17 protein-coding genes are annotated in these 13,898 nt (G+C 72.1%); 9 read left to right on the top strand and 8 right to left on the bottom strand.

Going from position 1 to position 13,898, the window contains the following annotated elements; genetic code table 11:
* The first annotated feature begins 13 nt into the window (after positions 1-13).
* From IEY37_RS15855 to IEY37_RS15840, 4 genes are all read left to right on the top strand, one after another.
* Complete coding sequence (locus IEY37_RS15855; protein ID WP_188943274.1) at positions 14-439, top strand: arsenate reductase ArsC; 426 nt, start codon at positions 14-16, stop codon at positions 437-439.
* Complete coding sequence (locus tag IEY37_RS15850; protein ID WP_188943273.1) at positions 436-858, top strand: arsenate-mycothiol transferase ArsC; 423 nt, start codon at positions 436-438, stop codon at positions 856-858. Before IEY37_RS15855 ends, IEY37_RS15850 begins: the two co-directional genes overlap by 4 nt.
* A gap of 288 nt (positions 859-1,146) precedes the next feature.
* Complete coding sequence (locus IEY37_RS15845) at positions 1,147-1,875, top strand: MerR family transcriptional regulator (RefSeq protein ID WP_188943272.1); 729 nt, start codon at positions 1,147-1,149, stop codon at positions 1,873-1,875.
* Positions 1,872-2,207 carry a YnfA family protein gene (locus IEY37_RS15840; RefSeq protein WP_188943271.1) on the top strand — a complete coding sequence of 112 codons (336 nt, stop codon included), beginning with the start codon at positions 1,872-1,874 and terminating at the stop codon, positions 2,205-2,207. The genes IEY37_RS15845 and IEY37_RS15840 overlap by 4 nt, the downstream gene beginning before the upstream one ends.
* A 50-nt stretch (positions 2,208-2,257) precedes the next feature.
* On the opposite strand, the gene IEY37_RS15835 is transcribed toward IEY37_RS15840, so the two are convergent.
* The 4 genes from IEY37_RS15835 to IEY37_RS15820 all read right to left on the bottom strand — a co-directional run bounded on the left by IEY37_RS15835 (position 2,258) and on the right by IEY37_RS15820 (position 4,011).
* Positions 2,258-3,001: a cation efflux transmembrane domain-containing protein gene (locus tag IEY37_RS15835; RefSeq protein WP_188943270.1), complete on the bottom strand. Its 744-nt coding sequence runs from the start codon at positions 2,999-3,001 to the stop codon at positions 2,258-2,260.
* Positions 3,001-3,330, bottom strand: a complete 330-nt coding sequence (locus tag IEY37_RS15830; protein ID WP_188943269.1) for an ArsR/SmtB family transcription factor — start codon at positions 3,328-3,330, stop codon at positions 3,001-3,003. The genes IEY37_RS15835 and IEY37_RS15830 overlap by 1 nt, the downstream gene beginning before the upstream one ends.
* Positions 3,331-3,394: 64 nt before the next feature.
* Positions 3,395-3,667 carry a helix-turn-helix domain-containing protein gene (locus tag IEY37_RS15825; protein WP_188943268.1) on the bottom strand — a complete coding sequence of 91 codons (273 nt, stop codon included), beginning with the start codon at positions 3,665-3,667 and terminating at the stop codon, positions 3,395-3,397.
* A 167-nt stretch (positions 3,668-3,834) separates the two neighbouring features.
* Positions 3,835-4,011, bottom strand: a complete 177-nt coding sequence (locus IEY37_RS15820) for a hypothetical protein (protein WP_188943267.1) — start codon at positions 4,009-4,011, stop codon at positions 3,835-3,837.
* Between the two features lie 231 nt (positions 4,012-4,242).
* Between IEY37_RS15820 and IEY37_RS15815 the strand changes: the two genes are divergently transcribed.
* From IEY37_RS15815 to IEY37_RS15800, 4 genes are all read left to right on the top strand, one after another.
* Positions 4,243-4,524, top strand: a complete 282-nt coding sequence (locus tag IEY37_RS15815) for a metal-sensitive transcriptional regulator (RefSeq protein ID WP_188943266.1) — start codon at positions 4,243-4,245, stop codon at positions 4,522-4,524.
* Between the two features lie 76 nt (positions 4,525-4,600).
* Positions 4,601-4,951, top strand: a complete 351-nt coding sequence (locus IEY37_RS22680) for a heavy-metal-associated domain-containing protein (RefSeq protein WP_188943265.1) — start codon at positions 4,601-4,603, stop codon at positions 4,949-4,951.
* A gap of 88 nt (positions 4,952-5,039) precedes the next feature.
* Positions 5,040-7,415: a heavy metal translocating P-type ATPase gene (locus IEY37_RS15805; protein WP_188943264.1), complete on the top strand. Its 2,376-nt coding sequence runs from the start codon at positions 5,040-5,042 to the stop codon at positions 7,413-7,415.
* Between the two features lie 126 nt (positions 7,416-7,541).
* Entirely contained in the window at positions 7,542-10,001 is a 2,460-nt protein-coding gene (locus IEY37_RS15800) for a heavy metal translocating P-type ATPase (protein ID WP_188943263.1), read from the top strand.
* Positions 10,002-10,143: 142 nt separating this feature from the next.
* On the opposite strand, the gene IEY37_RS15795 is transcribed toward IEY37_RS15800, so the two are convergent.
* Together IEY37_RS15795 and IEY37_RS15790 are read right to left on the bottom strand one after the other, a co-directional pair.
* Positions 10,144-11,475, bottom strand: a complete 1,332-nt coding sequence (locus IEY37_RS15795) for a L,D-transpeptidase (RefSeq protein ID WP_188943262.1) — start codon at positions 11,473-11,475, stop codon at positions 10,144-10,146.
* A gap of 135 nt (positions 11,476-11,610) precedes the next feature.
* Positions 11,611-12,213, bottom strand: coding sequence for a DUF305 domain-containing protein (locus IEY37_RS15790; protein WP_229674504.1), 603 nt, complete (start codon positions 12,211-12,213; stop codon positions 11,611-11,613).
* Here IEY37_RS15790 and IEY37_RS22240 point away from each other — a divergent pair.
* A complete protein-coding gene (locus tag IEY37_RS22240) occupies positions 12,206-12,520 on the top strand; it encodes a hypothetical protein (RefSeq protein WP_229674503.1) in 315 nt (104 codons plus the stop codon). The genes IEY37_RS15790 and IEY37_RS22240 overlap by 8 nt on opposite strands.
* On the opposite strand, the gene IEY37_RS15785 is transcribed toward IEY37_RS22240, so the two are convergent.
* Both IEY37_RS15785 and IEY37_RS15780 read right to left on the bottom strand, forming a co-directional pair.
* On the bottom strand, positions 12,517-13,026 hold the full coding sequence (locus IEY37_RS15785; RefSeq protein ID WP_188943260.1) for a hypothetical protein: 510 nt from the start codon (positions 13,024-13,026) through the stop codon (positions 12,517-12,519). The genes IEY37_RS22240 and IEY37_RS15785 overlap by 4 nt on opposite strands.
* A 139-nt stretch (positions 13,027-13,165) precedes the next feature.
* Positions 13,166-13,573, bottom strand: coding sequence for a four-helix bundle copper-binding protein (locus IEY37_RS15780; RefSeq protein ID WP_188943259.1), 408 nt, complete (start codon positions 13,571-13,573; stop codon positions 13,166-13,168).
* Positions 13,574-13,898: the final 325 nt, after the last annotated feature.

The raw sequence follows: 13,898 nt of genomic DNA, 5'->3' as shown, positions 1-13,898 counted from the left end.
CCAGGAGCCACCTGTGACCAGCAAGCCGACCGTCCTGTTCGTGTGCGTGCACAACGCCGGCCGCTCCCAGATGGCCGCCGGCTTCCTGACCCACCTCTCCGGCGGGGCCATCGAGGTTCGCTCCGCCGGGTCCCTGCCTGCCGACCAGGTCAACCCGGTCGCCGTCGCGGCCATGGCCGAGGTCGGCATCGACATCGCCACCGAGGTCCCCAAGCAACTCACCACCGACGCCGTCCGCGCATCCGACGTCGTCATCACCATGGGCTGCGGCGACGCCTGCCCGATCTTCCCCGGCAAGCGCTACGAGGACTGGGCCCTGGACGACCCCGCCGGCCAGGGCATCGACGCGGTCCGCCCCATCCGCGACGACATCCGCGCCCGCGTCGAGACCCTCATCGCCGAACTGCTGCCCGCGCCCGCCGGTCAGGCTCGCCAGTGAGCACGCCGTCGGTGCTGTTCGTGTGCGTCCGCAACGGCGGCAAGTCGCAGATGGCCGCAGGTCTCATGCGCAAGACCGCCGGCGACACCGTCGAGGTCGACTCCGCCGGCACCGATCCCGGCAGCACGATCAACGCCCTGTCCGCGCAGACCCTCGCCGAGGTCGGCGTCGACATCAGCGGCAACAGCCCGAAGTCCGTCACGCCGGAGCTGATCGCCGCCGCCGACCTCGTCGTGGTCCTCGGTCGCGAGGCCACCGTCGACCCGGTCGACGGCACCCCCGTCGAGGTCTGGGACACCGACGAACCCTCCGAACGCGGCATCGACGGTCTCGAACGCATGCGCCTGGTCCGCGACGACATCGCACACCGGGTCGACCAGCTCGCTGCACGCCTCCAAGCCCGGCTCCACCACCAGTAGGTCACCACGGCCAGTGTCGCCAGGACGGTCATCATCGGTCTGAACCGTTGCAGCACTGCAGCGACCACTGCCAACTCCACAGCCGCGGGGCGGGCCGGCGGAGCGCGCCCGACGATGCGCCGTCCCACGCGCCGGCGTCCCACACTCCGCTGCTCGCGTTCATCGATCCAGCTGGCGTCGAGGTCGCCGCTGCGTCCCCCGAGGCCCGTGCGAGCCACCTGAACCCAGGGGAAGTGGCCGGTGCGCACGCTTGACCTTCGAGTGGGCTCGAAGGTCTACCGTCGCCGCGTGCCTGCCCTTCGGATCTCGGATGCTGCCGCTCGCAGCGGCGTGCCGGCGACGACGTTGCGCTACTACGAGGACGTCGGGTTGTTGCGCCCCGGCCGCACGCCAGCCGGGTACCGCATCTACGACGAACGGGCGGTTGAGCAGATCCGGTTCATCGCCGCGGCCCGACGCCTGCGGCTGCCGCTGGAGGCGATCGCCGAACTCACCCAGATGTGGCAGTCCCGTCCGTGCCGGTCGGTCAAGCAGCGCCTACGACCCCTGATCGACCAGCAGCTCGAGCGGTTGGAACGGGACCGCGCAGCGGTCGCCGAGATCGACGCACGGCTGCGGTCGGCGCTGCACCGGTTGGACACCCTGCCCGACCGCGACACCGCCTGCGCGCCGACCTGCGCGTTCCTGACCGAGCCGGCGCCGGAGCCGGGGCCGGAGCCGGAGATCGCCTGCTCGCTCACCCCGACCGATCACCGTGACCGCCTCGAACACTGGACGACCACGCTGGCCGACGTTCCCTGGACCGCAACGCCGACCGGTGCGGTCCTGCAGGTACCGGCAGACCGGACCGCTGCCTTGGCGTCGCTGATCGTCGCCGAGCAGCAGTGCTGCCCATTCCTGTCCTTCCGATTGACTTTCACCGGGCCGACCACCCAGCTGGAGATCACGGCCCCGGAGCACGCCCGGACCGCGGTGCTCGACCTCGTCGTCGGGGCACGGACGCAGACCAGCCAGTGACGCTCACCCGCTCCATCGTGCTGTTCGTGGTCGCCGCGCTGTTCGAGATCGGTGGCGCCTGGCTGGTGTGGCAAGGGGTCAGGGAGCACCGCGGCGTCCTGTGGATCGCGGGCGGGATCCTCGCGCTCGGCGCCTACGGGTTCGTGGCCACCCTGCAACCGGACGCCCACTTCGGCCGGATCCTGGCCGCCTACGGAGGCATCTTCGTCGCCGGGTCCCTGGCCTGGGCGATGGTCGTCGACAAGTTCCGCCCCGACCGCTGGGACGTCATCGGCGCGTTGATCTGCTTGATCGGCGTGGCCGTGCTCATGTACGCCCCTAGGGACGCGTGACCCGAACCGGCACGCGAGACCACTCCGCTGCAAGCCGGACGGGTGACGGCCTACCTGGAAGGCGAGCAGCAGTCGCAGGCCCCGCCGCAGCCGCCACTGGAAGCAGGCGCGGCCGCGTCGTCGTCATGGTGGTGCAGGTCGGCTCCGGGGGCGCAGCACGCGTCGCCGCGCCAAGCGTCCCGGCCTTCCTTGACCGCGACCGCCGCGATGACCAGGGCGGCGATGGGGTCGGCCCAGGACCAACCGAAGAGGCTGTTCACGGCCAGACCCACGAGCAGCACCGCCGACAGGTAGGTGCACAGCAGCGTCTGCTTGGAGTCCGCGACCGCCGAGCGGGAGCCCAGCTCGCGACCGGTGCGCCGCTGCGCCCACGACAACCCCGGCATGATCAGCAAGCTGGCGCCGGCCAGGACCAAGCCGACCGTGGAGTGCTGCGCCTCGGCCGCTCCGAACAGCGTCCGGACGGCATCGACGGACACGTACGCCGCGAGCGCGAAGAACGACCAGGCGATGATCCGCAACGCCACCCGTTCCCGCTGCTCGGGATCCCGGCCCGCGAACTGCCACGCCACCGCGGCCGCCGACGTCACCTCGATGATCGAGTCCAGACCGAACCCGACCAGCGCACCCGACGACGCGATCGTCCCAGCGGTGATCGCGACCACCGCCTCAACCAGGTTGTAGGCGATCGTGGCGGCCACGAACCAACGGATCCGCCGCTGCAGCACCCGCCGCCGATCTGCGCCGGCCCCGTCCGCCGACGGCCCCGTGGCGAGGGTCAGGTCGGTGGCCATCAGCAGCAGCCCGACTGGCCGGCGGCGGCGCAGTGCTCCGGGTCGACCGCCAGCACCACGGCCATCAGGTCAGCCAGGGCATGCCCCAACCGGGCGTCGGCCAGCTCGTACCGCACCCGCCGGCCCTCCGGGACGGCCACCACCAGGCCGCACCCACGCAGACACGCCAGGTGGTTGGACAGGGACTGCCGAGACACGGCCAGCCGATCGGCCAGCTCAGCCGGATAGCCAGGGCCCTGCATCAGCGACAGCAGGATCTCGGTGCGGGTCGGGTCGGACAGCGCATGCCCGAAACGGGCGAGCACCGGACCATGAGTCAACGTCTGCACGATCAGAACCGTACAGCGACGGCTGAATACACGCCATCCTGTACTGGTAGGCGGAGCGCCCTGGCTACGCGTCCTCGGGGAGCGTTGTCGGCAGCGACGACAGGTTCGCGGCCGTGCGTCGGTAGGCCTCCTCGATGAACTCCTCGAGCTTCACCCGCTCCACCCGCCACTGGTTGCGCCCACCGATCTGGATGCCCTTGAGCTCGCCGCTGCGCACCAACGCGTACGTCTGACTGGCCGAGATGTTCAAGATCTCGGCCACGTCCGTCAGCTTCAGAAACCGAACCTCGCTCACCGCCTCGACCCCGCCACCGTCACAGACATGTCCACGACACATCGATGCAGCTCAACACTCATCCGCACAGTCAGACGGGACATAACCTCGGCCACGTCGGTCAACCGGAGGAAGCGGGGGCCGGGCGGTGGGGTCGTCACGCAGCGATTCTGCTGGGCGAGTGCCCAAGCTCCTGTCGGTGGTTGCTCGGGTGTGGACAGCTCGAACGATCAGGCGGAGGGCGTCTCGTCGTCGGCCCAGGTGCCGGTGATGGGCTGGACCTGGGGGTCGTCGGCGGGCCGCACGGTCCAGGCCGAGGTCAGCTTGTCGGCGTAGCTGTGGGCACGTTCCTCGTCGCCGAAGGCGATGCGTCGGCGGGGATGGTCAGGGTCGATGGCGATCCACACGGCTTGATCCTCGCCTCGACCACCGACACTGCCCGGCCGTCACGAAGCGACGGTGAACGTCTCGGGGATCGAGCCGGTCCGGGTGAGCAGATGTCGATCTCCTGAGAGAAACCTGAGCGGATAGCGGCCGGGGTATGCCTGGGGACCGTGGGCCGCCGAGTCGACTCCTGGGACTACCCTGGGGGGGTATGGTATAAAGGTGTGGACGGCACGGACCGGAGGTCGAGGCAGATGAACGGCTACTCAGCCAGCAAGAGCGACTACGCCAAGCGGCTGGCCCGCATCGAGGGTCAGATCCGTGGGCTGTCGCGGATGGTCGAGGACGACCAGTACTGCATCGACATCCTGACCCAGGTGTCGGCGGCCACGAAGGCGCTGCAGTCGGTGGCGGTGAAGCTCCTGGAGGAGCACATGGCCCACTGCGTGGCCGAGGCGGTCGCCCAGGGCGGCGATGTCGCTGACGCCAAGGTCAAGGAAGCCGCCGACGCGATCGCCCGCCTCGTCCGGTCCTGACCGGCCGGTCCACGACTCCCCGCGGTCCGCATCACCCGCGGCCGTCCAGCCAGTCAACAATCCGAAGGAGTTCTCGATGAGCGAGTCCCTGCGCATCACCGACGTGTCCGCCGCTACCGAGCGGCCGAGCGGACGCGGGTGCGGGTGCGGGTGCGGTGAGGCCGCTGCCCAGTCCTCGGCCCCGTCCTCGACGCCGGCCGCCGCCGCGGTGACCGCCACGTTCCAGGTCACCGGGATGACCTGCGGGCACTGCGTGGCGGCGGTGACCCAGGAGGTGACCGACGGCGTGCCCGGCGTCGCGCAGGTCCAGGTCGACCTGGCCTCCGGGCAGGTCACCGTGACCAGCGACCGCCCGGTCGACCCGGACGCCGTGCAGGACGCCGTGGAAGAGGCCGGCTACCAGCTGGTACCCGGAAGCCTGCGCTGACCGCCGGCGGCCGGGGAGCGCAAGTACCGACCGGCTCCTCGGTCGCCGGACTCGAAGTGATCGTGCTGTTCATGTTGGGAGAGCTGTCATGACGTCCACCCCCGCGGCTGCCTCGCCGCCTGTTGCCTCCTTGCCTGCTGCGGGGCAGCGGGTCGAACTGAACATCGGTGGCATGACGTGCGCGTCGTGCGCGGCGCGGGTCGAACGCAAGCTCAACCGGATGCCCGGAGTGCAGGCCAGCGTCAACTACGCCACCGAGAAGGCGGTCGTCCACCTGCCCGAGGGCACCACCGTGGCCGACGCGGTGGCCACCGTGCAGGCCACCGGCTACACCGCCGAGCTCCCCGAGCCGCCGCGCCCGGCGGTCGATGACGCTGCGACCGGAATGGAGCCGTCGGAGCCGGGGGAGGACCGGGAGGTCACCGAGCTGCGCCGCAGGCTGGGGATCTCGGCGGCATTGACGCTGCCGGTGCTGCTGCTGGCGATGATCGAGCCGCTGCAGTTCGCCAACTGGCAGTGGCTGTCCCTGACGTTGGCCGCGCCGGTGGTGGTGTGGGGGGCGTGGCCGTTCCACCGCGCCGCGGTGGTCAACGCCCGGCACGCCGCGGCGACCATGGACACGTTGATCAGCGTCGGGGTGCTGGCCGCGTTCGGCTGGTCGCTGTACGCGTTGTTCTTCGGCGGCGCCGGCCACCCGGGCATGCGGATGCCGTTCCGGTTGTTGCCGCACGCCGGGTCCGGGGCCGAGGAAATCTACCTCGAGGTCGCGGCCGCGGTCACCGTGTTCATCCTGGCCGGCCGGTACTTCGAGGCCCGCGCCAAGAAGCGCTCCGGCGCGGCGCTGCGCGCCCTGCTGGAGATGGGCGCCAAGGACGTCGCGGTGCTGCGCTCCGGGCAGGAGGTCCGGATCCCGGTCGGCCAGCTGGCCGTGGGCGAGCAGTTCCTGGTCCGCCCCGGCGAGAAGATCGCCACCGACGGGGAGGTCGTGGACGGCTCCTCCGCGGTGGACGCCAGCATGCTCACCGGGGAACCCGTCCCGGTGGAGGTGGGGCCGGGCGATGCGGTGGTCGGCGCGACCGTGAACGCCGGCGGCCGGCTCGTCGTGCAGGCCACCCGCGTCGGCGCCGACACCCAGCTGGCGCAGATGGCCCGCATGGTGGAGGCCGCGCAGTCCGGCAAGGCGCCGGTGCAGCGGCTGGCCGACCGGATCTCCGCGGTGTTCGTGCCCGTGGTCATCGCCCTGGCGCTGGCCACGCTGGCCGGGTGGCTGCTGTGGGGAGCGGGCGCGGAGGCCGCGTTCACCGCCGCGGTCGCGGTGCTGATCATCGCCTGCCCGTGCGCGTTGGGACTGGCCACGCCGACCGCGCTGCTGGTGGGCACCGGCCGCGGCGCCCAGCTGGGCATCCTGATCAAGGGCCCGCAGATCCTGGAGTCGACCCGCCGGGTGGACACCATCGTGCTGGACAAGACCGGCACCATCACCACCGGTCGGATGCGCATGACCCGCACGCTGCCCGCTGACGGTGTCGACGAGCGAGAGCTGCTGCGCCTGGCCGGCGCCCTGGAGGACGCCTCAGAGCATCCGATCGCCGCGGCCATCGCCGCCGCCGCCCGGGAGCAGCTCGGGACGCTGCCGCCGGTCGAGAACTTCACCAGCACCCAGGGTCTCGGGGTCGCCGGGGTGGTGGACGGGCACGCCGTGGTCGCCGGCCGCGCCGGTTGGCTGGCCGAGCAGTGGGCGCTGCCGCTGCCCACCGACCTGAACACGGCGCACCGGCAGGCGCAGGACGCCGGCGGCACCGCGATCGTGGTCGGCTGGGACGGCGCCGTGCGGGGCGTGCTGGTGGTGGCCGACACGGTGAAGCCGACCAGCGCCCGCGCTGTGGCTGAGCTGCGCCAGCTGGGATTGCGGCCGGTGCTGCTGACCGGTGACAACGAGCGGGCCGCCGCGACGGTCGCCGCCGAGGTCGGCATCAGCGAGGTCATCGCGCAGGTGCTGCCCACCGAGAAGCTGTCGGTGATCCAGGACCTGCAGCGGCAGGGCCGGGTGGTGGCCATGGTCGGTGACGGCGTGAACGACGCGGCCGCCCTGGCCCAGGCCGACCTGGGCATCGCGATGGGCACCGGCACCGACGTCGCGATCCAGGCCAGCGACCTGACCCTGGTCCGCGGTGACCTGCGCGCCGCGGTCGATGCCATCCGGCTGTCCCGCCGCACCCTGGGCACCATCAAGGGCAACCTGTTCTGGGCGTTCGCCTACAACGTCGCCGCGATCCCGCTGGCCGTCGCCGGCCTGCTCAACCCGCTCATCGCCGGCGCCGCGATGGCCCTGTCCTCGGTGTTCGTGGTCAGCAACAGCCTGCGGCTGCGCTCCTTCACCGCTGTGTCTTTGACCGACACCGACCAGGACGCCCACCGGCGGCCGCACGCGCCATCCCGCGACCGGCACCCCGCCACCACCTGACCCGCCACCCCGCCGCACCCCGCCACCCGCCATCCCTTGGATGTTCGGACCGGACCCAGCCGCCGCCCGGCCGCCCGCTCGCCGCTGCGGCCGCTGGGCGACCCCCACACGTTGTTGGAGGACAAGATGAGCACTGGTCGCAGCACCGTGCTGGACGTCGGCGGCCTGCACTGGGCCACCTCCCAGGCGGTGGTGGAGCAGACCCTGGCCCGCCGGCCCGGCGTGCTGGCCGTGCAGGCCAACGCGGTCGCCCAGACCGCGACCGTCACCTACGACCCCGACCGCACCTCGGTGCGCGAGCTGACCGGCTGGGTCCGCGACTGCGGCTACCACTGCGCCGGCCAGTCCGTGCCGAACCACCTGTGCGACCCGATGAGCGAACCCGCCGGCGCCGGCGGCCAGCTCGAGCACGCCCACCCGCAGCCCCCCGCCGGGCACGAGAGCGGCGCGGCGCACACCGCGGTGGACCACGAGATGAGCCACGGCGGCCACGGGCAGGAGGGTGGCCGGTCGCCGCAGGAGGTGATGGGGCACGGCGGGCACCACGGCGGCATGTCGATGGCGGACATGGTGCGCGACATGCGCAACCGGTTCCTGGTCGCCGCGGTCCTGTCGGTGCCGATCCTGTTGTGGTCCCCGATCGGCCGGGAGGTGCTGGGGTTCCACGTGCCGGCGCCGTTGGGGCTCCGCGACGACGTGTTCAGCCTGATTTTGTCGCTGCCGGTCGTGTTCTACGCGGCGTGGATCTTCTTCGATGGCGCCTACCGGGCGTTGCGGGCCCGCACCCTGGACATGATGGTGCTGGTGGCGGTGGCGGTGGCCGCCGGCTGGCTGTACAGCGTGGGAGTGACCCTCACCGGCGGTGGTGAGGTGTTCTACGAGGCCGCCTCGGTGCTCACCGCGTTCGTGCTGCTGGGGCACTGGTTCGAGATGCGCGCCCGCGGCGGCGCCAACGAGGCGATCCGGTCCCTGCTGGAGCTGTCCCCGCCGATGGCGCTGCGGCTGCCACCCGACGGCGGCGACCCGGTGGAGGTGCCGACCGGGCAGGTGCAGGTCGGGGACCTGCTGCTGGTCCGCCCCGGCGCAAAGGTCCCGGTCGATGGCACCGTGGTCGAGGGCGTCTCCGAGGTCGACGAGTCGATGGTCACCGGGGAGAGCCTGCCGGTGGCCAAGCAGCCCGGCTCCGGGGTGATCGGGGCGTCGGTCAACACCACCGGCACGCTGCGGGTGCGGGCCACCAAGGTCGGCTCGGACACTGCCCTGGCCCAGATCGTCGCGCTGGTGCAGCAGGCGCAGAACTCCAAGGCGCCCGGGCAGCGGCTGGCCGACCGGGCCGCGTTCTGGCTGGTGCTGGTCGCTCTGCTCGGCGGCACCGCGACCCTGCTGGTGTGGCTCGCGGCCGGGGCCGGCGTGCAGACGGCGCTGCTGTTCGCGATCACCGTCGTGGTCATCACCTGCCCCGACGCCCTGGGCCTGGCCACCCCGACCGCGATCATGGTCGGCTCCGGGCTCGGCGCCCGCCGCGGCGTGCTGTTCAAGAACGCCACCGCGCTGGAGACCGCCGCCCGCATCGACACCGTCGTGATGGACAAGACCGGCACCCTGACCCGCGGCGAGCCCGAGGTCACCGACGTCGTCGTGGACGGCATCGGCGACGCTGAGCTGCTGCGCCTGGTCGCCGCCGTCGAACGGGAATCCGAGCACCCGCTGGCCACCGCGGTGGTCCGCTACGCCCAGCAGCACGCCGCCGCGGACGGTGCGGACCACACGGCCAGCGGCTTCCGGAACGTGCCCGGGCACGGCGCAACCGCGACTGTCGCCGGCCGCCGCGTCCTGGTCGGCAACCGCGCCCTGCTGGCCGCCGAGCAGGTGGAGCTGGGCCCGCTGGCGTCGCGCCGCGACGAACTGGCCGCCGCCGGCCGCACCGCGGTGCTGGTCGCGGTCGACGGCCGCGCCGTCGCCGTCATCGCGATGGCCGACGCGGCCCGGGACACCGCCGCCGCCGCGGTCACCGCGCTGCACCAGGCCGAGGTGCGGGTCGTCATGCTCACCGGCGACAACCAGGCCACCGCGCAGCGGATCGCGCAGCAGTTGGGCATCGACACCGTCATCGCCGAGGTCCTGCCCGCCGACAAGTCCGCGCACATCGCCCGGCTGCAGGCCCAGGGCCGGAAGGTGGCGATGGTCGGGGACGGCGTGAACGACGCCCCAGCCCTGGCGCAGGCCGACCTGGGCATCGCGATCGGCGCCGGCACCGACGTGGCCATCGAAACGGCCGACGTGGTGCTCATGCGTTCGGACCCGCTGGACGTGCCGGTGGCGCTGCGGATCGGCCGCGGAACCCTCCGCAAGATGCGGCAGAACCTCGGGTGGGCCATCGGCTACAACGCCATCGCCCTGCCCATCGCCGCCGGCGTCCTGGAGCCCTCCCTCGGGCTGGTGCTGCGCCCGGAGATCGCCGCGCTGACCATGTCCGGGTCCAGCTTCCTGGTCGCGGTCAACGCCCTGCTGCTCAAGCGGCTGCGCCTGCCCGCGCCGGCCGAGCCCGCTCGCGCTGCTGATCAGCCGGTGCCAGCCGGGCGGTGAACGTGCAACGGCCCCGGACCGGGCACGGGGAAGTGCCGGTCCGGGGCCGCGCCGGCGGCACCGCGCCACGGCGGTCCGCACGACCTGCAGGCCGGGGCGCCGTCATGCCGCCATCGCGGCGCCGGCGCCCCCGGCCAGACCGTCAGCTCAGGGCGCTGCCAGCGACCCACTGCTCCCACGGGACGTTCCAGTCGCCGTACCCGTCGTCGGGGGCCAGCTGGGTGCTGGTCCCGGTGACCTGCACGATGTCGCCGAAGCCGAACGTGTCGTAGAACCACTGCGCGTCCTGCGGCGGCATGTTGATGCAGCCGTGGGAGACGTTCCGGACGCCCTGATCGGCCACCGACCAGGGCGCGGAGTGCGCGAAGATCCCGGAGTTGGACAGCCGCACCGCCAGCGGGATCGCCGAGTCGTAGCCCAGTTCGTAGTCCGTGGGCAGCCCGTAGGTCGCCGAGCTCATCTGCTTGACCTCGTACTTCTCCTGCGCCACGTAGATGCCGCTCGGGGTGACGAAGGAGATCTCCTGCCCGTCCACCACGGTGGACTCCTCCCGTCCCAGGCTGACCGGATAGGAGCGGACCACCTGCCCGTCGATGCTCACGGTCATCTGCTTGGTGGCGTTGTCAACGGTGGCGATCTTGGCCGGGCCGATCGTCAACGACATCGACCGGTCGGTCTCCCCGTACATGCCGCCGCCCAGGTCGACGCCGTACACGTTCGCCCCCAGGGTGATCTGCGTGCCGGCCGGCCAGTACTCCCGGGGCCGGTAGTGCACCGTCCGCTCGTCCACCCACGACCAAGCCCCCTCCACGGCGGGGTCGCTGGTCACCGACAGTGCCCGTTCGGCCGCCGCGCGATCCGCCGGGGGCTGGTCGAAGATCACCGACAGCGGCTGGCCGATGCCGACCTGCCCGCGGTCCGGCGGCGGCTCGAACGACGGGAAGATCACCCCCACCGGCTGCACGGTGGTGAACGAACTGGACGAGGTCGTGCTCAGCCCGGCGGCGTCCACGGCTGTGGCGGCCAGCAGATAGCTGCGGGCGTAGCCCAGCGGTTCGCTGGAGGTCCAGGTGCGCTGATCGGGCGCCAGCGCGCCGGCCACGAGCTTGCCCTCGGGGTTGGTCAGCGACACCTCGGTCAGCGTGCCGGCCGTCGCGGTGACCGTGACCGGCTGCAGCACCGGCACGCCAGTGGCCGCATCGGCCGGCGTCATCGTGATCACCGCCTGCGACGTCGGTGGGCTGGGCGTGCTTGAGGTGGTGGACGTGCCCGCCGCAGGGGAGGACGGGGGCGTCGAGCTCGCCGCCGGTGGCGCTGCTCCGTCGGTTGGCCCTGTCGAGGTGGGACCGATGGACACGGTGACCGTCACCTGCGAGGAGGAGGTTAGGCCGCCGGTGGTGCAGGCGGTAGCGGTGAGCGCCGCCGTGAGCAGCAGCGACGCCAGCAGCGCCCGGGGGCGCCGGGAAACGCGCATCGAACTGACCCTTCGATCGAGAACACACAGGGAAGGCAGGTCAGGTAGCCAGCCCCGCACGGGGGCGGCGGGCCGCACGGCGTGCCTGGTGGCCCGGCCCGCGGCCGGACCACCAGGCAGCACAGCCGGCAGCGGTCAGAGCGACTGCAGCAACTGCTGCATGGTGGCGATCTCCTCGGTCTGGCTGGACTTGATCGACTCGGCCAGCTGCAGGGCGTCGGAGTTGCTGCCCTGCTCGAGTTCTGTCTGGGCCATCTCCACCGCGCCGGTGTGGTGCTCGATCATCATCTGCAGGAACATGCGGTCGAACTCGGGGCCGGTGGCCGCTTCCAGCGCCTGCATCTGCTCGTCGGTCATCTCCCCGGGCATCGACATGGCCGTCGAGGAGCCCATGTCGCCGTCCTTGCCCATCGTCATGCCGCCGTGGTCCATCCCGCCGTGATCCATCCCGCCCTCGGATGAGGCGGCGGTCGAGGAGGACATGTCGGCCGTTGAGGTGCTCACTCCCCAGGCCTGCAGCCAGGCGGTCATCTGCTCGATCTCCGGACCCTGTGCCGCCTCGATCGTGGCGGCCAGGTCCTTGACCTGCTGGTTACTGGCCCGGCTGGCGGCCAGCTGCGCCATCGCGATGGCGCCCTGGTGGTGCGGGATCATCATCTGCACGAACATGACGTCCGCGTCGTTGTGGGTGCTGTCCCCGGCGCCAGCTGAGGTCGACGAGCTCGAGGACGTGCCCATCGAGGAGGACATCTCCATCGAGGAGGACGGCGCGCTCGAGGACGCTGCACTCGAGGACGGGGCCGTCGCGGTCATCGACATGGCCGCGCTGGAAAAAGTGGAACCGCTGGAGGCGCCCGCGGTGGTGGTGTCGTTGCCGCCGCAGGCGGCCAAGCTCAGGGTGGCCGCGGCGGCCAGGCCGATGAGACCGCGCCGAGCCGAAGACCCGTTCAGGGAAGACATGTGGGTGTGCTCCTACGAGGAAGATCCGGATGAGGGCGTACTGGAGTCCGCCGTTCCGTGGGGAACGACGTCAGCCGCGCTCTAAACCCGGATCACGCACAACGCCACCCGAGGCCGGTCCCGGCCCGGTGGTCCACGGCGCCGCACCTGCCACCGCGCCGTCCACGTCGCGCTCCAGGCCCCGGAGGCAGCTGGCCAGGCCCGACCGGACAACAGCACCAGCAGCACCAGCGCGCCGCCGATCACCATGAACAGGATGCAGCCGCTCAGCCCGCCGTGACCCTCGGGCATGCCAGCCGGATCCGGCGCCTCCGCAGCCGCTCCGGCCGCGCGGGTCATCCCCGCGGGCTCGACCAGGGACCCGGTGAGGGCTGCGACGGCGTGATCAGCTGCGCTGTCATGTCCACCGGCCTGGTTCGCGGAGTGCGCACCGGCCCCGGACGCAGTGGGCAGCGCGCCGTGCCCGCCGGAGCTGCTCTCGGCGGTCAGCACGTGCATCCCGAACAGGCCGGCCAGCACGGCCAGGAGCAGCACCCATCGCGCCGGTGCCGGCGACCTGCCGGCACCGCCCCGACGTCCCCCGGCAGCCACCAGATCAGTGTTCCAACCGGCGCGGGCAACCGACGGCGTCACGTCCGAACGCCGCCCTGTCACCTGCCTGCCTCCCGGGCGCCGCACCTGACCGACCCGCTGCCGGACCTGGCGGCCGGCCCGCCCGGTTCTGGGCGCCTCAGCCCAGCGCCGCCAGCAGCTGCCGGCAGGCCTGCTCGCACCGGCGGCACGCCTGCGCGCAGATCCGGCAGTGCTCGTGCATGCCGGCGTGGGACTCGCACTCGTCTCCGCACGCCTTGCACGCCGCGGCACACGCCTGCAGGACCGCGCGGGTCACGTTCGCGTCGTACCCGGTGTGCCGGGACAGCACCCGCCCGGTGGTCTCACACACGTCCGCGCAGTCCAGGTCGGTCCAGATGCACTTGGTGAGCTCGGCGACCATGTCCTCGCTCAGACACGCGTCCGCGCACGCCGTGCACGCCTGCGCACACTCCACGCACGCCTGGATGCACTCCACCAAGGCGGCCTCATCGATGCCGCCCAGGTCCTTGGGGTAGCTGCTCACCATCTCGCTTGCCACGCTCACGGTCGGCGCTCCCGTCCGCGCGTCGCCGGCAGGCCACTCGCCGGCCTGCCATCACCGTCACAATCGACTGCGACCCGCACACGCAAGATAACCGCAAATTCGTACGGATAAGCGGGTGGAAGGACCGAAGATGACGACGGCCCCCGAGCCGCACCCGCACCCCGTCGACCCCACGGGCGTGCAGCGCGCCCGCGACCACCTTCCGCCTGGCTCGGGACGGTCACGCTGCCGGTCAGCTCACCCTTCCGGTCGACGGTCGGCGGCACGCGGTGACACGTCGCTGGCCGACTGTGGGCGATCAAACCGTGGTCGAGGGCGATTCCGG

Source organism: Nakamurella endophytica, assembly GCF_014646215.1.
GTDB classification, from domain to species: Bacteria; Actinomycetota; Actinomycetes; order Mycobacteriales; family Nakamurellaceae; genus Nakamurella; species Nakamurella endophytica.
Note: the sequence above shows the minus strand (reverse complement) of the source record. Positions and strands in the feature narration are given on the sequence as shown.